Annotated in this window: 14 protein-coding genes; 5 read left to right on the plus strand and 9 right to left on the minus strand. The window is 70.6% G+C overall.

The genetic code is table 11. The features are described from left to right. From AB0J24_RS21810 to AB0J24_RS21820, 3 genes are all read right to left on the minus strand, one after another. Positions 1 to 644 (minus strand): WD40 repeat domain-containing protein (locus tag AB0J24_RS21810; protein ID WP_358684128.1); only part of this gene is annotated, 644 nt, incomplete at its 3' end. Positions 645 to 964: 320 nt separating this feature from the next. Then, the gene (locus AB0J24_RS21815; protein ID WP_358684130.1) at positions 965 to 1,975 is read right to left on the minus strand and encodes a hypothetical protein; all 1,011 of its coding nucleotides are present in this window, start codon (positions 1,973 to 1,975) and stop codon (positions 965 to 967) included. Positions 1,976 to 1,979: 4 nt separating this feature from the next. Then, on the minus strand, positions 1,980 to 3,248 hold the full coding sequence (locus AB0J24_RS21820; protein WP_358684132.1) for a hypothetical protein: 1,269 nt from the start codon (positions 3,246 to 3,248) through the stop codon (positions 1,980 to 1,982). 579 nt (positions 3,249 to 3,827) lie between these two features. Between AB0J24_RS21820 and AB0J24_RS21825 the strand changes: the two genes are divergently transcribed. After that, the gene (locus AB0J24_RS21825; RefSeq protein WP_358684134.1) at positions 3,828 to 4,292 is read left to right on the plus strand and encodes a hypothetical protein; all 465 of its coding nucleotides are present in this window, start codon (positions 3,828 to 3,830) and stop codon (positions 4,290 to 4,292) included. Between the two features lie 57 nt (positions 4,293 to 4,349). Here AB0J24_RS21825 and AB0J24_RS21830 read toward each other — a convergent pair whose 3' ends face one another. Then, a complete protein-coding gene (locus tag AB0J24_RS21830) occupies positions 4,350 to 4,658 on the minus strand; it encodes a nuclear transport factor 2 family protein (protein ID WP_358684136.1) in 309 nt (102 codons plus the stop codon). Between AB0J24_RS21830 and AB0J24_RS21835 the strand changes: the two genes are divergently transcribed. Continuing rightward, positions 4,630 to 4,875 (plus strand): hypothetical protein, encoded by a 246-nt coding sequence (locus AB0J24_RS21835; protein ID WP_358684138.1) that lies wholly within the window; start codon positions 4,630 to 4,632, stop codon positions 4,873 to 4,875. The two genes, AB0J24_RS21830 and AB0J24_RS21835, sit on opposite strands and share 29 nt — an antisense overlap. A gap of 270 nt (positions 4,876 to 5,145) precedes the next feature. Here the strand turns inward: AB0J24_RS21835 and AB0J24_RS21840 are convergent, their stop codons facing one another. The 4 genes from AB0J24_RS21840 to AB0J24_RS21855 all read right to left on the minus strand — a co-directional run bounded on the left by AB0J24_RS21840 (position 5,146) and on the right by AB0J24_RS21855 (position 12,269). Next, positions 5,146 to 6,675, minus strand: a complete 1,530-nt coding sequence (locus AB0J24_RS21840; protein WP_358684140.1) for an aldehyde dehydrogenase family protein — start codon at positions 6,673 to 6,675, stop codon at positions 5,146 to 5,148. Next, positions 6,672 to 8,114, minus strand: a complete 1,443-nt coding sequence (locus tag AB0J24_RS21845) for a VOC family protein (protein WP_358684142.1) — start codon at positions 8,112 to 8,114, stop codon at positions 6,672 to 6,674. Before AB0J24_RS21845 ends, AB0J24_RS21840 begins: the two co-directional genes overlap by 4 nt. Before the next feature lie 71 nt (positions 8,115 to 8,185). Further along, positions 8,186 to 9,331: a Glu/Leu/Phe/Val dehydrogenase dimerization domain-containing protein gene (locus AB0J24_RS21850; protein WP_358684144.1), complete on the minus strand. Its 1,146-nt coding sequence runs from the start codon at positions 9,329 to 9,331 to the stop codon at positions 8,186 to 8,188. A gap of 37 nt (positions 9,332 to 9,368) precedes the next feature. Then, positions 9,369 to 12,269: an FAD-linked oxidase C-terminal domain-containing protein gene (locus AB0J24_RS21855; RefSeq protein WP_358684283.1), complete on the minus strand. Its 2,901-nt coding sequence runs from the start codon at positions 12,267 to 12,269 to the stop codon at positions 9,369 to 9,371. A gap of 146 nt (positions 12,270 to 12,415) precedes the next feature. On the opposite strand from AB0J24_RS21855, the gene AB0J24_RS21860 reads away from it, so the two are divergent. Next, positions 12,416 to 13,387, plus strand: a complete 972-nt coding sequence (locus tag AB0J24_RS21860) for a LysR family transcriptional regulator (protein WP_358684146.1) — start codon at positions 12,416 to 12,418, stop codon at positions 13,385 to 13,387. Here AB0J24_RS21860 and AB0J24_RS21865 read toward each other — a convergent pair. Beyond that, entirely contained in the window at positions 13,320 to 14,216 is an 897-nt protein-coding gene (locus AB0J24_RS21865; RefSeq protein WP_358684148.1) for a LysR substrate-binding domain-containing protein, read from the minus strand. The genes AB0J24_RS21860 and AB0J24_RS21865 overlap by 68 nt on opposite strands. Before the next feature lie 126 nt (positions 14,217 to 14,342). Between AB0J24_RS21865 and AB0J24_RS21870 the strand changes: the two genes are divergently transcribed. Both AB0J24_RS21870 and AB0J24_RS21875 read left to right on the plus strand, forming a co-directional pair. Continuing rightward, positions 14,343 to 15,344: an ornithine cyclodeaminase family protein gene (locus AB0J24_RS21870; protein WP_358684150.1), complete on the plus strand. Its 1,002-nt coding sequence runs from the start codon at positions 14,343 to 14,345 to the stop codon at positions 15,342 to 15,344. 236 nt (positions 15,345 to 15,580) lie between these two features. Beyond that, positions 15,581 to 17,170, plus strand: a complete 1,590-nt coding sequence (locus AB0J24_RS21875; protein ID WP_358684152.1) for an alanine/glycine:cation symporter family protein — start codon at positions 15,581 to 15,583, stop codon at positions 17,168 to 17,170. Positions 17,171 to 17,741: the final 571 nt, after the last annotated feature.

Raw genomic sequence — 17,741 nt, forward strand, 5'->3', positions numbered from 1 at the left:
ACGTGGCCGGTGAGGGGTTCGCCGACCGGGGTGCGGGTGGCCAGGTCCCACACCCTCACCGTCGCGTCGGCGCCGCCGGTGATGACCTGGGTGCCGTCCGAGGTCACTGCCACCGCTACCACCGCCCCGTGGTGGCCGGTGAGGGGTTCGCCGACCGGGGTGCGGGTGGCCAGGTCCCACACCCGCACCGTCGCGTCGGCGCCGCCGGTGATGACCTGGGCGTCGTCCGAGGTCACCGCCACCGCCCACACCGCCCCGTGGTGGCCGGTGAGGGGTTCGCCGACCGGGGTGCGGGTGGCCAGGTCCCACACCCGCACCGTCCCGTCGTAACCGCCGGTGATGACCTGGGTGCCGTCCGAGGTCACCGCCACCGCCCACACCGCCCCGTCGTGGCCGGTGAGGGGTTCGCCGACCGGGGTGCGGGTGGCCAGGTCCCACACCCTCACCGTCGCGTCGGCGCCGCCGGTGATGACCTGGGTGCCGTCTGAGGTCACTGCCACCGCCAGCACCGCGCCGTCGTGGCCGGTGAGCGGGGCGCCGACCGGGGTGCGGGTGGCCCGGTCCCACACCCGCACCGTCCCGTCGGAGCCGCCGGTGATGATCTGGGTGCCGTCCGGGGTGAGCGCCAGGGCCGTGATCGCCATGGCGGGTATGTCGCTCGCAGTGCGGGATCACTTACACAGTGATCCACCGGCGGCGCAGCTTCGGACGCCCCGACGGTCACCCACTCGGACGTTCACCCTGCGCTTGACCGAATCCGAGGGGAGATCGGAGCGCGCCACGCGTGAGGTACCCGGGCCCGGGCCGCGGGTCGCGGTAGGCCGCGAACCGGTTCTGTACTTCCACGAGTCCAGGACCTGCCCGCCCCGTCCGGTCCCGAGGGTCACCACCCTCGGCGAGGGCATCCGCCGCGCCCCCGGTTACGTCACCGGGGTGGGCGAAGCGTTGGTCGGCCTCGTGGGTCTCACAGGTCTCCCTTGAGCAGGGCGATGATCCGGTCGTTGAGCGCGTCGGCGTCGTCGGCGATGTCGTCGAGGAGGGTGAGGGCCTCCTCGAGGCTGGGCGCCTTCCGGCTTGCGGCAGCCGGCGTGGGTGTGGTGGCGTCCGGTGTCGGTGTGTGGGGAGCCGGTGTGTCGTGCTCGCTCTGCTGTGCTGCGCGGATAGCGGCGAGGGCGAGACGGGTACGGATGGTGCGCGTGGTGATGGGTTGGTAGTCGTCGTGCCAGCCGTAGCGGTCGATCGCGGGTAGCAGGGTGGCGGCGGCGCGCCATCGCTGCGGGTCTCGGAGCTCATGGCGGTGCGGGTCGGTGGCGGTCGTGGCGTGGGCGCTGGTGAGGTGCATGCGGGCTGATCCGCGGCCGAGTCCGTCGAGGACGCCGAGGGTCTCCAGCCAGCGCACGACCGCACAGCTCGGGCAGCGCCGCGGGTCCGGGTCGGTGGGCACCACCTGGTCACTGACCCGCACACCATCGTCGGCGACGTCGACCTCGGTGGGGACCAGCCTTCGGACGTGTGCCTGCGGCAGGTCCAGGACCAGGGCGGTCACGACCAGGAAGGCGTCGCGGCGGCCGTGCAGTCCGTGTGGCCAGCCGCGGGTGGGGCAGGCGGCGATCATCTCGACCGGGTCCGCCCCGCCCGCGCGGGCCGCGCGTGGCCGCGGGGTCGGGTCCGGTGGCGCCGCCGGCCCGTGCTGCGGGCGGTTCAGCAGGTGCCCGGCCCGGCGGTGCGCGTCGGCGATCGCGCGTACCCGCCGGGCCTGGGTGGCTGGGCGGGCCGGGAGCGCGGCGAGGAACCCGGCCAGGGCAGCCACGGTGGTCGGCAGTGCCGGCTGTCCGGTCGCGGTGGCGTAGTCGCAGAACAACGCCCACTCGCGGCGGTAGCCGGTACCGGCGGCGTCCCGCAGTGGCTCCTCGTGAGCCGCCGGGTCTGCTCGACCGGCGACCGGCCGGGCAGCAGTCTCGAAGGTGGGGGTCATCGGCTCACAGTCCGAGTTGGGTGACGGCGTTGCCGGCGAGTGGGGTGTGGTCGCGGTCGTAGGTTTCGATCATGGCGTCGCTGGAGTGGCGGGTCTGGCGGCGTACCGAGCGGTGATCGGCCCCGGCGCGGCGGGCGGTGGTGACGAACCCGGCGCGCAGCGAGTGGAACCCGACCGGGCCCGGTAGGCCTGCGGTGTGGGCGCGGCGTCGGACCATGGCGTGCAGGGCGTCCCCGGTCATCGCGGTGTCGGTGAGGGTGCCGCCGCGGCGGATCGCCCGCAGCAGCGGGGCGTCACCGGCCAGCGCGGGCACCGGTGCACGCCACGACCGGGACGCCTGCTCCGCTGCGTTGGTGGCGCCGGTCTCGGCCGGTGCCGACGTGCCGGCGGCGGAGGTGGTGGGGTCGGGGTGGGTGAACAGGTGGGTCAGGTCGGGCCAGGGCGGGGTTTCCAGGACGGCGCGCATCAGCGCCGGCCGCCCCTGGGGAGCGATGCTGAGGAGCTGGAGCCAGCGCAGCACCACACACGGCGGGCAGGTCCCCGGCCGGGTGCCGTAGGGCAGCACCACGGTGGCACCCCGGCCGGTCTGGTCGGTCTTCGAGCGCGCGATCCGCACGTGCAGCCCGTCGACCGGATGGAAGCGTAGGTCGGCGACGGTGAGCGCGGCGAGCTCGCTGCGGCGCAGGGCACCGGTGAACCCGATCAGCAACGCGGCCGCATCCCGGGCGGCGATCAACCCGGCCGGCCACGTCCCGAACCCCAGCCCGCCCAGCACAGTGCGCAGATCGTCCAGCAGCAGCGGGCGCATCTGGTGCCTCGAATGGGCACGGGCGCGTTTGATACCGGTCAGCACCGCCCCGACCGCGGGGTCGCGGGTCGGGGACCGGTGCCCGGCGTCGTGATGGGCGGCAGCGATCGCAGCCAGGCGCCGGCCCATCGTCGCCGGAGAGAACACCGCCTGCCCGGTGGGAGTGCGGGTGGCCTCCAGGTCAGCGAGGTAGAGCCGCACGGTGTCCACCGCCGCCGGCAACGCCTGAAGCCCCGCAGCAGTGCACCAGCGAGCGAAGTGCGCCCAGTCCCCGGCATACGCGGCACGGGTGCTCGCCGCCCGGGCGGCGACCGCGTGCGCGTCGGCGCGCTCGGCCAACGCCGCAAGGGAAGCAGCGCGGGCCGCCGCGGCCGCGACACCACCGGCCAGCACCGCGGTGTCGAGCCCGTCTGCGGCGCCCCCACCAGCACCCGGATCACCGTCTGGGGTGCTCTCCGTGCTCATCAGGGGCCTTCCCGCCGGCATGGACCTGCGCCCGCATCCGCGGGATAGGTCAGATAACCGGAGATTATCGCGTGTCCTAGCCGATGAAGCGGAAGCGACCAGGTGCGTCGCCAGGAACGGCCGCCAAGAACTAGTCACGCCGTCGTTCACCTGGTGTGAGCAGCAAAGACTGTGACCCATGCCCAGACATCCGCGATCTTGCGAGCAGCGCGTGCGCATCCGATCGCGTAGCGAAGTCGACCGGTACCGCTTCTTCGCTGAACCCGAGGGCTGAGGCCGGACGAACCTGGCTTCGTGATTCCAGCTCGAGGACCGCTTGAGCCCTGAGCTTGATCTTTAACCTCTGAGGTTGACGGCGCGCTGCCGCAGTGACCCCGGGTGACGTGGGGGCAGCCCTTGGTTGATCATGCTTCTGGCGAGTAAGAAGATCAACACAAGGACAGCTGCGGTGAGTAGTGCACGATCAAGCTCAGGTGGCGGCGCTCGGGGAGCTGACCTGGTTCCGCCACGAGTTCTACACGTCGTTGACCACGCGCTCTGATGTGTTGTTTGAGCTGACCGACGCCGTGCTTCGGCGCGATGTTCTTCGCCGACCCGGTCGCTGCGTTCGCCAACGTCGCCGCCGCGCTGCGCCCCGGCGGACGGCTCGCGCTCGTGTGTGCGCGAGCGATGGAGCAGTGCCCGTGGTACGTCGAACCGCTCGCCGCCGTGCTGGAGGAGCGCCCGACCCCGGAGACCGCGCCGTCGGTGATGTTCTCGCTGGCCGATCCCGCCGCCGTCCGGTCGATCCTGGAGCGCGCCGGGTTCGGCCCGGTACGGATCGAGACCGCCGACGTGCCGCTGTGGTTCGGCGCGGACGTCGGGGAAGCCCTGGAGTTCTACGTCGGTGCGGGTCCGGTCCGCGCCGCGCTCGAACAACAGCCGCAGTTGACGGTCGACGGTGTCCGCCGGCGTCTCGAAGCGGTCCTCGCCCGGTACGCCTCCGACAGCGGTGTCTGGATCCCCGGTGCGCACTGGCTCGTGACGACCACCCGAGCCGCTTGACGCCCGTAGAGCGGGCTGCGGCCCACTCGCGTCGCAGGACAGGGCCGTGCACCGCCGTCAGAGCCCGAGGCCCTTTCGCATCGCGAAGCCGTCGACGTAGGTGTCCTTGCGGGTGAACACGCCGTCGGCGTGCCGCAGTAGGTCAACCGCTTCGAAGCGCATCGGAGTGCCCGTCGGGGTGCCGGTCTCGTCGCCGATCGGGAACGGTGCGGCCAGAGTGGCGGTGATGACGTACTCGAGCACGACGAGGTCTCGCCCGATGACGACGCGTGTGATCTCTGCGGCGTAGTCGGGCATTGCGGTGAAGAAGTAGCCGAACAGCTCGCGGAGGGCCTGCGTGCCCGAGATCTCCTCGAATCCGTCCACGTTGCGTTCCGGTGATCCGCTGTGCCCGGCCGATCCCCTGGAGGCAGCCGCCCTCGCCGTTGCCGGGCTGCTGATCGACTCGACCGAGCTCGACGATGCGGACTATCGACGCTTGGCCGAGCAGCTGACCGAGGCGACGCTGTTCGAGATCGTGATCCTCGTCGGCTACTACACGACACTCGCGGACGTCCTGCGGGTCTTCGCGTCCGACCAGTGACGTTCGCCCAGGACACCTCGATCGACTTCGGCCACCCCTGCGCGGCCCGAACCCGGTCGGCCCGGCCTCATGGACCACTTCCACCGGCCCGGCCAGCCCACGCAGCCACCAAGCCCTTCGTCGTGGTCCGGGGTCAACCGGCGCTCATGCAGCTGCCCGGTCACCCGGTCCAGGGCACAGGCGGGCCACCGATCGTGCGTGGACTGCACACCCAGCCCGACGCTCGTACGCTTCCGGCCCACTGGGGCCCGGACCTCCATACCGTCTAGTCTAGAAGCTGACGTTCTGGGCGAGCGTGAGTTCCGCGGCGTAGTTGACAGTGCTGGTGCTCCGTCGCATGTAGGCCCGCCACGCGTCCGATCCGGACTCCCGACCGCCGCCGGTCTCCTTCTCGCCTCCGAACGCGCCACCGATCTCCGCACCCGAGGTACCGAGGTTGACGTTGGCGATGCCGCAGTCGGAGCCCTCAGCGGAGAGGAACAGCTCGGCTTCCTGCTGGTCCCGGGTGAAGATGCTCGACGACAGCCCTTGCGGGACGTCGTTGTGCAGAGCGATCGCCGCGTCGAAGGTCTCGTAGGGCAGGCAGTAGAGGATCGGGGCGAACGTCTCCTCGCGCACCACCGGGGTCTGCTCGCTCATCCGCACGATCGCCGGTTCGACGTAGGCTCCTGCGCCGGGTTGGTTCGCGAACCGGCGCCCGCCACCGACCAGGAGCTTGCCGCCCTCGGCCTGCGCACGGTCCAGCGCGTCCTGCATCGTGTCCTGTGCTGCGGTCGTGATCAGGGGACCGACGAGCGTTCGTTCGTCGAAGGGGTCGCCGATCGGGAGCCGGGTGTAGGCGGCGACGAGCCGCTCGAGCAGCTCGTCGGCGACGCTGGTGTGGACGATCAACCGGCGCAGCGTGGTGCAGCGCTGGCCCGTCGTGCCCGCTGCGGCGAACACGACCCCCTGGACGACGAGATCCAGGTCGGCTGACGGTGTGACGATGGCGGCGTTGTTTCCACCCAGTTCCAGGAGTGAGCGGCCGAAGCGGGCGGCGACCCGGGGACCGACCTCTCGGCCCATCCGCGTGGAGCCCGTCGCGCTGACGAGCGCGATCCGGTGGTCGTCGACCAGCTTCTCGCCGGCTGCGCGGTCGCCGATGACCAGGTGGTGCACCTCGTGCGGGGCGCCGACCTCGGCGGCGGCGCGCCGCAGCAGCGCGTCGGCCGCGATCGCGGTCAGCGGGGTGAGCTCGGAGGGCTTCCACACCACGGTGTCCCCGCACACCAGCGCGATCGCGGTGTTCCAGGACCAGACCGCCGCCGGGAAGTTGAACGCGGAGATGACCCCCACGACCCCGAGCGGGTGCCAGGTCTCGGCCAGCCGGTGGCCGGGTCGCTCGGACGCGATGGTGCGGCCGTAGAGCTGCCGGGACAGGCCGACCGCGAAGTCGCAGATGTCGATCATCTCCTGGACCTCGCCCATGGCCTCGGAGCGGATCTTGCCCACCTCGATGGTGATGAGCTCGGCGAGATCGGCGTGGTGCTCGCGCAGGAGCTCACCCAGCCGGCGCACAAGTTCGCCCCGGCGCGGCGCCGGCGTGGAACGCCACGCTTGGAAGGCGTGGTGCGCTGCCACCACCGCGGCGTCCGCCTCTGCTGCCGATGTGGGCCTGATGGTGAAGAGCTCGTCGCCGGTGATGGGGGAGCGGGCGGAGAGGCCGATGCCCTCGACAACGGTGGCGCCGATGCGTCCCAGGCAGGCACGGGCCTTTTCCCGGAGGGTCTCGGTTTCGGGCAGGGTCGAGGTGTCGCTCATGATTCCTTCCCCTTGAGTGCAGTGGTCAGTGATGCGGGTCGTTCGACGGCGGCGTGATCGAGCTTGAGCCGCTGTCCGATGGTCTGGATCGACCGGGCCTGTTGGTGTTCGTAGAGGTCGAACGGGTCGAGGACCTCTCGGTCGATCGCTCCCGCGAGCCACGCCGGGTCGTAGCCGATACCGGTGATGGCGTCGTTCCGGGTCCCCGCACCGGTCAGGTTCGACTGGAAGATCCCGGCGGCCGAGCGGGGCAGGAAGTCCTCGTAGACGATGGGCTCGGCAGTCACCCATCCCTGGTCGACGAGTTCGGTGACCGTCGTGGGCGGATACCGCCCGTCCCTCGTCCGCTCGCGCCTCAGCTGGTAGGTGAAGAACGCCAGGCCCCGTTCGGCGAGGCCGCGTTCCGTGGCGGGGAAGCCGCCCTCCCAGACGGCGCGAGCGATCTCCGCACGGCTCGTGCCCGGCGTCGCCTCGACCCGACGGTCGATCTCGGCGAGGAGGGTGTCGTAGTGGGCCCGGCCCTTGCGGGTCAACGCGATGCCGCGGGCCTCGACCTCACCGAACCGGACCCGGAGCGCACCGGTCTTGATCACGCCGTCCGCACCGCGCATCCGGCGGGGCTCGGCCAGCGCGCGGAACGACGTCTGGCGCAGCAGCACGTCCGGGCCGCTCCACCGCGGTGGGCCCTGGATCCGGCAGATCATCTCGACGCCCCGGCCCGTCATCCGCCGGTAGAGCTCGTCGATATCCAGAACCCGGGGTGTCAGGTGGTTGACGTGCGTGCTGCGAACCCCCGCGATGTCCGCCGCGACGCTGGAGACCTTCTCGAGCGTCGCGTACCAGGACGTGTCCACCGGTTCCCTGGATAGCCGGAAAGCGCCGACGGCCAGCCGCAGGAACTCCTCGCCCAGAGCCTCCGGTAGCTCCTGCTCCCGCTCGGCCTGGTCGGCCAGCTCGAGCAGCCGCGGCGGGAAGATCCGTCGGGTGCCCAGGAACCGGTCGATCCTCGTGCGCAGCTCCGGGTCGAAGAACTGCGGGTCCCCTGTGGTCAGCAGCGAGGTGAAGACGCGGAACGGGTTGCGCGCGAGCTCCTCGGCGTCGACGGGGCGAAACGCCGTGGAGACGACCGGTACGGCGCTGGTGGCCGCCTCGCGAAGATCGTAAAACCCGACCGGGCGCATCCCGAGCGCGCCGAAGATCCGTGCCACCTGGTTGAGCTCCTCAGGGGTGCCCACCCGGATCGCTCCGTGCCGCTCGGCGGTAACCCGGCCGATCGACCCGAGGCGTTCGGCGTTCGCGCCCGATCGCCGCAGGACGTCCTCGTTCACCTCCTGGGACACGTCGACGAGGGTCGCGTAGGCGGGCACTTCCCGCCCGTACATCGCCGACAGCCGCTGCGCGAACGCCGCCCGCAGCTGCCACTGCTCCATCACCGGCATATGACTGTCTCCTCACCGTCCCGCCCGCGGAACGGGTTCGTTGCCCGAATCAGATCCACGACCACGCCCGATCAGGCCGCGGGTAGCCGTCCCTTGCTGCGCATCGCCGCCCGCACGCGCTGCTCGGCGATGTCGCGGCCCGCCGCGTGGGGGGTGGCGCCGGTGCGTGCGGCCACGTCGAGTGCGGCTTCCGTGGTGACCCGCAGCTTCTGCGAGACGGCCGAGAAGATCTGCTCGACGCCGGGCCGGAACCCGGAGTACCGCGCGTCCATCGCGAAGGCCGCTGCCACGACACCGCCGGCGTTCGCGAGGAAGTCCGGCACGACGGTGACGCCGCGCCGCGCCAGGACCTCCTGTGCGGCCGGCGTGGTCGGGAGGTTGGCGCCTTCCACGACAAGTCGCGCCTTGATCCGGTGAGCGGTGTCCTTGTCGATGACGTCCTGCAGCGCGGCCGGAACGAGTACGTCGCAGTCCACGACGAGCTCCTCGCCAGGAACCAGGGCCGCACCGTCGACGTGCTCGACGAGCCGGTCCCCGTGCTCGGATCGGGCGTCCCGCAACGTCGCCACGTCGAATCCGGTCGGTGCGTGCACGGCACCGTGCGCCGTGGAGATGGCGACGATGTCGGCGCCGAGCTCGGCGAACCGGGTGGCCGCGGCGGCGCCCACTGCGCCGAATCCCTGGATGGCGACGCGAGCTCCGGCGAGCGGGAGCCCTACGCGGTTCGCGGCCGCGTCAGCGGCTTCCGCGACCCCGTAGCCGGTCACGCCGAGCTCATCGTAGGCCACGCCACCCAGATGCGCGGGCGTCCCCACCGCGGCGCCCCGGTCGCCCAGCTCGTCCTGCACGATGGCGGCGTCGTCCTCGGTGAGACCCATGTCCAGCCCGAGGACGTACTCCCGCGGGACTTCGTTGTGCAGCGCCCTGGCGAACGCGCGCAGCACGGGCTCCTTGTCCGGGGAAGCGGGATCGGCGACGATCCCCGCCTTGGCGCCACCGTAGAAGAGGTCGACGCCCGCCCACTTCCACGTCATGTTGCGCGCAAGGCGAGCGACCTCCGCGACCGTCACAGTCGGGCTCATGCGGGTGCCGCCCTTGCCGAGGCCACGGGCGGTGTTGTCTATGACGAGCACCCCCTTCATCCCGGTGCGGCGATGGGAGATGATCACAACCTTCTCGGGGCCCCAGTCGTCGACGAGGGCGAGCGGATCGTTCATGGGACGGGTCCTCCGTGGGTTGCCGGAACAGGCCCGGCTACTGGTGGTCATGGGACGGTGCCGAGGCATCGATCGCCCCTGCGAGGAGTTCGGCGAGGTGTGCCGCGGAGCGCCGGCTGTGCTGCGCGATCTGTGTTCGGCAGCTGAAGCCGTCCGCGAGGATCACGGTGTCCGCGGCGGCGGCTCGAACGGCGGGCAGGAGCACCTGCTCACCCACTGCGACCGAGGTCGCGTAGTGACCGCGCTCGAAGCCGAAGTTGCCCGCCAGGCCGCAGCAGCCCGAATCGAGTGCGGTGTTGTCCATCCCCATGCGGGCCAGCAGCCGTGCGTCGGCGCCGAAGCCACTGGTCGCGTGCTGGTGGCAGTGCGTCTGGCTGAGCGAGCGTCGGCCTACGGGAGGCGGGGTCCAGTCGGCCGCGTGCTGCTCGAGGAACTCGGCGAGGGTGTGGACGGATTCGCCGAGCAGCCGGGCCCGAGGATCGCCGTCGAGGAGCTCGGGCAGATCCGTGCGCAGTGCCGCCGTGCAGCTGGGCTCCAGGCCGACCACGGGCATGCCCGCCTGCAGCGGACCGTTGAGCGCACGCACCGTCCGACGGGCGACCCGCCGAGCGACGTCGAGCTGGCCGGTGCTGATCCAGGTCACCGCGCAGCACTGGGGTCGGTCGGGCAGGTGCACCCGGAAACCGGCGTGCTCAAGCACCCGCGTGCCGGCCTGCAGCACCTCCGGGGTGAAGTGGTTGTTGAACGTGTCGGGCCAGAGCAGGACGTCGCCACGTTCGCCGCTGCCGTGGCCGGTCCGGCTGTGGAACCAGGCCAGGAAGGTCTGCTCGGCGAAGCGGGGCAGCTCCCGTTCGGCGGCGACACCGCAGGCCCGCTTGAGCACCAGTGCTGCGGGGGAGGCGGTCACGGCGTTGACCAGGCGCGGGGCGCGTGCGGCGATCTGCGACAGCAGAGGCAACCAGCCCATGGAGTAGTGCGACGCGGGCCGGATCCGGTGGCGGTAGTGGTGGTGGAGGAACTCGGACTTGTACGCGGCGACGTCCACACCGACCGGGCAGTCCACGCTGCAGCCCTTGCACGACAGGCAAAGGTCCAGTGCGTCGCGCACCTCCGCGGAGCGCCACCCGCCGGTGATGACCTCGCCCTGCGTCATCTCGTGGAGCAGCCGGGCGCGACCGCGGGGGGAGTCCTTCTCGTCGAGGGTGACCCGGTAGCTCGGGCACATGACCTCGCCGCGGTGCGCGGTGGTCCGGCACTTCGCGACGCCCACGCAGCGCCGCGTCGCCTTGGCGAAGTCGCCGTCGTCACTGTGGAACGGACGCACGGTCGTGATCGGGAGGCTGCGCCTGGCGGGATCGATCCGCAGGTTCGCATCGATCGGGCGCGGCCGCACGATGATGCCCGGGTTGAGCTGGTCATCGGGATCCCACACTTGTCGGAAGTCCTCGAAGAGCCCGATGACGCGGGGGCTGTAGATCAGCGAGAGCAGCTCGGAACGGGCCTGACCGTCACCGTGCTCCCCCGACAGCGATCCGTGGTGCTCGGCGACCTCGACCATGAACGCGCGGAACGTGGCCGTTCCTTCCTCGGTGGTGAAGTCGAAGTCGATGCGCACGTGCAGGCAGCCCTCGCCGAAGTGACCGTAGATCACGCCGTGCAGTCCGTGCCGATCCAGCAGCTCGGTGAAGCCGCGCAGGTAGGAGCCGAGAGCGATCGGCGGAACCGCCACGTCCTCCACCCCCGGCCAGGCCTCGCTCCCGTCGGGGAGCCGGGTGGCGAGACCGGCACCGTCCTCCCGGATGCGCCAGAAGGTGCGTGCTCGGGCGGGATCCTGCACGATCTCCGTGCCGGTGAACCCGGCGCGGTGCCCGGCGACGGCGGCGAGGCGGTCGGCCGATCCGGCGACCTCCTCCGCCGTTCTGCCCAGCTCGGCGAACAGCCAGGCCTGCCCGTCGGGCAGGGCGTCGACGACCGCGCGCGTCTCAGGTCTGGTGACGATGTCGGTCAGGGACCGGTCGAGTCCCTCCAGAGCCAGGAGCTCGCGCGACAGGAGGTCCGGCACGGCATCCGCGGCGGTGGCGACGTCGGCGAAGCCGACGACGACGAGCGCGCGAGCCGGCGGCGGCGTGATCAAGCGGACCGTCGCGGACAGGACGATCGCACACGTCCCCTCGCTGCCCACCAGCGCCTTCGCGAGATCGAACCGGTGCTCGGGCAACAGCTGCTCCAGGGCGTAACCCGAGGCCTGCCGCGCGAACCGGCCCAGCTCGGTCCGCAGCACGCCGAGGTTCTCCTGCGCCAGCCGGTGCAGAGCCCCTACGATCCGGCCCTGCTCACCCCCGGCCGCGATCGCCGCGTCGATCTCGGTCCGCGACATCGCACCGATCGTCATGACCGTGCCGTGGTAGGTCAGGACCTCCAGCTCCACCACGTTGTCGGCCGTCCGTCCCCAGGCCAGGGAGCGGGCCCCGCAGGCATTGTTGCCGATCATGCCGCCGAGCGTGCAGCGGCTGTGGGTCGACGGGTCCGCACCGAACAGCAGGCCGTGCTGGGCGGCTGCGTCCTGCAGGTCGTCGAGCACGATGCCGGGCTCGACCGTCGCGGTCTGCTTCTCGACGTCCACGGCGAGGAGCCGGTTGAAGTGACGTGAGAAGTCGAGAACCACACCGGCGCCCAGGGCCTGCCCCGACGTGCTGGTCCCCGCTCCCCGACAGGTGACGGGCAGCTGCAGCGCGCGGCAGGCCGCGACCGCGTTGACGACGTGAGCGCGGGTGCGCGGGAGGACGACCGCGCTCGGTACCTGCCGGTAGTTGGAAGCATCGGTCGAGTACTGCGCCCGCCGGCTCGCATCGGTCATCACGTCGCCGCAGTCGGCGCGGTGCAACGCCTCCGCGATGGCGGTCGCCTGTGGTGCACCGTCGGTGCGCTTCAGGGACATCCTCACCGCTGCTCTCCCCTTGCCGTCGACGGCCCGATCGCCGTCGGTCTCCAGCCTGGGGGGGAGCAGCCGCTCCGCCAAGACCCAGCAGAACGCTAGATTTCGTTCGTGAGCCACAGAGATGCTTATGCTTCGCGGAGACAGGGATGATCAAGCCGCTCCACCTCGCCACGCTGCGCGCGGTCTGCCGGCACGGGTCCTTCGCGCTCGCTGCCCGGGATCTCGGTTACACGGCGTCGGCGGTCTCGCAGCAGGTCGCCGCCCTCGAGAAGGACACGGGCCTGACCCTCTTCGAACGCGAGGCTCGCGGCATCCGCACCACTGCGGCAGCGGAGCGGCTCGTCGAGCTGAGCGGCACCGTGCTCGCCACCCTCGACGAGCTCGACCACCAGGTGCGGGAACTGGCAGCGGGCTCGACCGGGCGGCTGCGCCTCGGCAGTTTCCCGACGGGAAGCGTCCGGCTCGTCCCCGCCGCGCTGTCCACCATCGCCGCAGTGCGCCCACGTGCGGACATCCAGCTGGAAGAGGGCGAACCCGACGAGCTGATCCCATCGCTTGTCGCCGGCGAGCTCGATCTGGCGCTCGTCTACGAGTACGCGCTCAGCAGGGGGAGGTGGCCCGAGGGTGTCGTGGTCCGCCCGCTCGTGCGTGAGGAACTGGTGCTGCTTCAGCCGAAGGGCAGCCCGGCTGCGGAGGTCTCGCAGCTGGCGTCGGCGCGGTGGGTCACGAGCAGGGAGGGCACGGCCGGTGCGCGTTCCCTGACTCGACTGTGCGCCGCCGCCGGCTTCACCCCGGACGTCTCCTTCCGTACCAACAACTACGCTGTGGTCCGCGAACTGGTGGCAACCCGGCTGGGCGTCGCGGTGGTCCCGGCTCTTGGGCACGTCCCGGACGAGCGGGTCCACGCGACCAGGGTGGGGCGGCGCGCGGCCCACCGAACGGTGCTCGCGGTGCACCGCGCGGCGAACTCGAACCCGCTGCTCCCGGAGGCGGTGACGATCCTGCAGCGCTCGATCCCTGCGGACCTGCCCTTCCTCACCCGGCCCGCGCTCAGGCGTACGGGTTCCGGTTCGCCTCGTCGAGGACCCAATTCCAGAAAGCCGAGAGCTTCTCGTTGACGACCCGGCCGACCGGTCGCGCGAGGTAGTACCCGGCCCCCGGGTCCGCGTGCACGTCGAACGGCCGGATTAGGTGGCCGCGCCGGATGTCCTCGTGGATCAGCCCCGAGAAGAAGAGGGCGATGCCCTGACCGTCGAGGGCCACCCGACGTAGCGCGTGGGAGTCGTCGATGCGAACGGCGTCGATCGGCCCGGTCGGCGTCACTCCGGCCTCGACGAACCAGCGGTTCCAGTGCTCGACGTTGAACTCGTAGAACAGGCGCTCGCCGAGGAGGGCCTGCGGGGACAGCGGCGTAGGGAGGCGGGCGAAAAGGTCTGCGCTGCAGACGGCGGTGAGGTCCCCGGACAGGAGCCGGACCGTGGCGGCACCGGGCCAGTCACCGGAACCCCAGTTGATGCCGGCATCGACCTGGTCGCCGAAGAAGTCCATGGGCTGGTACGCGTGGTGGAGCTGCAGATCGACATCGGGGTGGGCTGCCCAGAACGTGCTCAGCCGGGGCGTGAGCCAGATCGCCGAGAAGTAGGGCGCGACGCTCACGGTGAGGGGTCGCTCCTTCTCCAGCGCGGCCGCGTCGAGGACCGCGCGCTTGAGGACCTGCAGTCCTTGCGCGCAGCCGGTGAGGAGCTCACGGCCGGTCGGTGTGAGCTCGATACGCCGGTGCTTCCGCACCAGCAGCGCCGTGCCCAGCTGGCGTTCCAGGTGGCGGACGTGATGACTCAGGGCGGCCGGCGTGACCCACAGCTCCTCTGCGGCCCGGGTGAAGCTCATGTGGCGACCGACGGCTTCGAAGGCGCGCAGCTGCGCGAGCAGGCTCGGGCTCAGGTCCACGACCCATATTCGATTTAGTCTCGCTCACATGTCAACGCAGATCCTCGCTTGAAGGACCCTCGGCGAGCAGGGACTCTTCGTCGGAAGCGGCGCTCGTGCGCCAGTTCGACCAAGGAGGGTTCAAACATGCCCGCACCGCTGTCCGCCGCCGCGCCGGCGTTCGAGATCGTCAAGGGGGAGCGCGAGGTACTGGTTCTGAGCGAGGCCGCGGTGGAGGCCAACCTCGACCTGGCCGACCTGCTCGACGGCCTGCAGGAAGGGTTCGCCGGGCTCGAGCGCGGAGAGGTGCAGTCTCCGCACCGACCGGAGATCACCGTCCCCGAGGCGGGCTTCTCCCTGGCCATGTCGGCGTGGCAGCCAGGGATGCAGATCTGCACGAAGATCGTGAACGTCTTCGAGGCCAACCTCGACATTGGGTTGCCCAACCACCTCGCGATGATCAACTTGTTCGACCCGGCGACGGGGGCGACGACCTGCGTCATGGACGGTACCTACATCACGGGCATCCGGACCGCGGCGTCGGCGGTCCTGTCAGCGCGACTGCTGAGCAACCCGGCGTCGACGGTCGCGACCATCATCGGAGCAGGTGTCCAGGCCCGCGAACACCTGCGCTTGCTTCCCCTGGTCCGCGACCTCGACAGGATCAACATCTGTTCCCTCGATCCCGAGCACGCCGCACGACTCGCAGAGACGCACCCACTCGCGTCAGCCCACGACGACATCGAGTCGGCGGTGCGCGAGTCGGACATCGTGTGCCTCGCGACGCACTCCTCCACTCCTGTCATCGACGCGAGCTGGCTTTCGCCCGGCACGCACATCTCCTCCGTGGGCTACTACCCGCCCGAGGGTGAGCTGCCGCCGGCCGTGGCACGGCAGCATCGCCTCTTCGTCGAGACCCCGGACGCCTTCCTGCCGGCTCCGGTGGGCTGCAGCGAGCTGACCGGGCTCGACCCGGCGAGCGGGACGGCCCTGGGAGCCGTGGTCATCGGCACAGCGGAGGGCCGGACCGACGACACGGAGATCACCGTCTACAAGGCCATGGGCATCGGCATGGAGGACCTGGTCGCCGCCAATCTCGTCTACCGATCGGCGGTCGCCTCCGGCGCGACGCCCACATTCGCGTGGTGACGGGATGAGCACCCGTTCGCATCCGAAGGGTCGGTAGCACCTCCGCGAGAACCGGTATCACCCGGGGAGCGTCGCCGCGACCGGCCGGCGACACCGCCCCGAGCGCTATGCCGCTCGGTGGGCACCCGCCTGCACGCACTGCGGTCCAGTCCGCAACCTGAGGAAGCGAGGCAATACTTCATGGCCAGCGTCGTCCGTTGTGCAGAGATCTGTGCTGACCTGTGTCCTCCGACGCCATGACGTCCGCGCCCCTGACGCCGCCGCCGGCACCCGGTCAGGGCCCGGCCGCCGACGTGCGAGGTGTGCTCTCCGGGGTCGAGAACGCGCTCAACGAGGCCTTCGCGCCGATCGCCGAGACGGTCTCGGCGTTCGTCTTCGCCGAGATCATGCTCTTCGGCGTCACCTTCCCGTGGATCGTCGCATGGCTGGTGCTCGCCGGCGCGATCTTCACCGTGTACTTCGGGTTCGTCCAGTTCCGGAACTTCCCGTTGGCCATCGCGCTCGTCCGCGGGAGGCTTACCAGGGACGACGAGCCGGGCGAGATCACCCACTTCCAAGCGCTGACGTCGGCGTTGTCCGGGACGGTTGGACTGGGCAACATCGCGGGAGTCGGCGTCGCGGTGACGATCGGCGGACCTGGGGCGACCTTTTGGATGATCGTCGCCGGGCTTCTGGGGATGTGCACCAAGTTCGTGGAGTGCACGCTCGGGGTGAAGTACCGCGAGATCCACCCGGACGGCAGCGTCTCCGGCGGGCCGATGCAGTACCTGCGCAAGGGCATCGCCGAGCGCATCCCCGGGAACGTCGGGAAGGCACTCGGTCGGACCCTCGCAGCTCTCGCCGCTGTCTTCATCCTGTTCTTCGGGATCGCGGCCGGCAACATGTTCCAGGCGAACCAGACCTTCGCGCAGCTGCGTTCCGTCACCGGCGGTGAAGCGGGCATCTTCGGTAGCGACGGTGCCGGCCTCGTCTTCGGGGTCCTGCTCGCACTCGTGGTCGGAGCGGTGATCTTCGGTGGAATCACGTCCATCGGACGTGTCACCAGCCGGCTCGTCCCGGCGATGGGCATCATCTACGTGATCGCTTGCTTGTGCGTGATCGTCGCCAACCTGTCCCAGGTCCCGGCGGCCATCGCGGCGATCTTCTCCGGGGCGTTCACCGGCGCCGGGGTGACCGGCGGGGCGATCGGCGCATTGATCGTCGGGTTCCAGCGGGCCTCGTTCTCCAACGAAGCCGGGCTCGGTTCCGCCCCGATCGCGCACTCGGCGGTGAAGACAAAACGCCCGGTGACCGAGGGTTATGTCGCTCTCTTGGAACCGTTCATCGACACGGTGATCATCTGCACGATGACGGCACTGACGATCGTCATCGCTTCGACGCCGTTCTGGCGCGACGCACAGGCGACCGTCATGGCCGGCGGAGCGACCCCAGACGGTGTGCTCGTGACCTCCGACGCCTTCGCCACCGTGATGCCGTGGTTCCCGTATGTACTCACGGTCGCAGTGGCTCTCTTCGCAATCTCGACGATCATTACGTGGGGCTACTACGGGCAGAAGGCCTGGACGTACCTGTTCGGGATGAGCAGGGTGAGCGAGCGGCTCTACCAGGGCTTGTACTCACTGTTCGTGATCGCCGGATCGGTGCTGACCCTGAGCAGCGTGCTGGACTTCGCCGATGCCGTGTTGTTCCTCCTCGCCCTGTTCAACATCATCGGGCTCTACCTCCTCGCTCCGATCGTGCAGCGGGAGGTCCGGGCCTACCGCGACGAGCTCAGGTGCGGCGAGGTGCAACTGGCGCGCCTGGACCCGATGCGCCCGCCGCTCTAGATCCAAACCCTGACGGACGTGGTTGACACCCGGCCCCAAGATCAGTAAGGAGGCTGGGGCGTGAGCCGGAGCTGGACCGTCAGGCGCGTCGCCGCCAGGCCTACTACGCCTGGCCATCTCGCGGGAGTCCGAGGGGTCGACGGGCTGCGGCACCGTCCGAAGCGACTGCGGATCAGCCCGGACGCGACCCAGGCCGACGTCGTGGAGAAGATCATTCACCTGCGGCAGCACACCCAGTTTCGGTCGGGCAAGATCACATGGACGTACAGCGCTACCCCCCGAAGGGACGAACAGCAAGTCCGGTGTATGGCGCATCCTGCATCGACTGGGCATTGGACGGCTCCTCGCCTCGCAGCGTTACCAGCGCCGTGTGGCTGCCTACTGCGGATCGGGCTAGCCACCGGGGCCGTTCTCCCCGACGTCGGCGACGTGTACGGCGAGGTCGTCAACATCGCCGCGCGACCGACTGACCAGCACCGCCCCGCCCGACTCTGTGCTGGTCGACCACGGCGTGGCCGAGGCGCTGGCCGACGATCCGCGCTTCGCGCTGCGCCGGATCAAACCGGTCGCG

Source organism: Pseudonocardia sp. NPDC049635 (genome assembly GCF_040659795.1).
In the GTDB taxonomy this organism is placed as follows: domain Bacteria; phylum Actinomycetota; class Actinomycetes; order Mycobacteriales; family Pseudonocardiaceae; genus Pseudonocardia.

What these genes read in the sequence shown, in the direction of transcription:
- AB0J24_RS21815 (WP_358684130.1), bottom strand. Translation starts at nt 1,975, where the DNA reads ATGACCCCCACCTTCGAGACTGCTGCCCGGCCGGTCGCCGGTCGAGCA.
- AB0J24_RS21820 (WP_358684132.1), bottom strand. Translation starts at nt 3,248, where the DNA reads ATGAGCACGGAGAGCACCCCAGACGGTGATCCGGGTGCTGGTGGGGGC.
- AB0J24_RS21825 (WP_358684134.1), top strand. Translation starts at nt 3,828, where the DNA reads ATGTTCTTCGCCGACCCGGTCGCTGCGTTCGCCAACGTCGCCGCCGCG.
- AB0J24_RS21840 (WP_358684140.1), bottom strand. Translation starts at nt 6,675, where the DNA reads ATGAGCGACACCTCGACCCTGCCCGAAACCGAGACCCTCCGGGAAAAG.
- AB0J24_RS21845 (WP_358684142.1), bottom strand. Translation starts at nt 8,114, where the DNA reads ATGCCGGTGATGGAGCAGTGGCAGCTGCGGGCGGCGTTCGCGCAGCGG.
- AB0J24_RS21850 (WP_358684144.1), bottom strand. Translation starts at nt 9,331, where the DNA reads ATGAACGATCCGCTCGCCCTCGTCGACGACTGGGGCCCCGAGAAGGTT.
- AB0J24_RS21855 (WP_358684283.1), bottom strand. Translation starts at nt 12,269, where the DNA reads ATGTCCCTGAAGCGCACCGACGGTGCACCACAGGCGACCGCCATCGCG.
- AB0J24_RS21860 (WP_358684146.1), top strand. Translation starts at nt 12,416, where the DNA reads ATGATCAAGCCGCTCCACCTCGCCACGCTGCGCGCGGTCTGCCGGCAC.
- AB0J24_RS21870 (WP_358684150.1), top strand. Translation starts at nt 14,343, where the DNA reads ATGCCCGCACCGCTGTCCGCCGCCGCGCCGGCGTTCGAGATCGTCAAG.
- AB0J24_RS21875 (WP_358684152.1), top strand. Translation starts at nt 15,581, where the DNA reads ATGACGTCCGCGCCCCTGACGCCGCCGCCGGCACCCGGTCAGGGCCCG.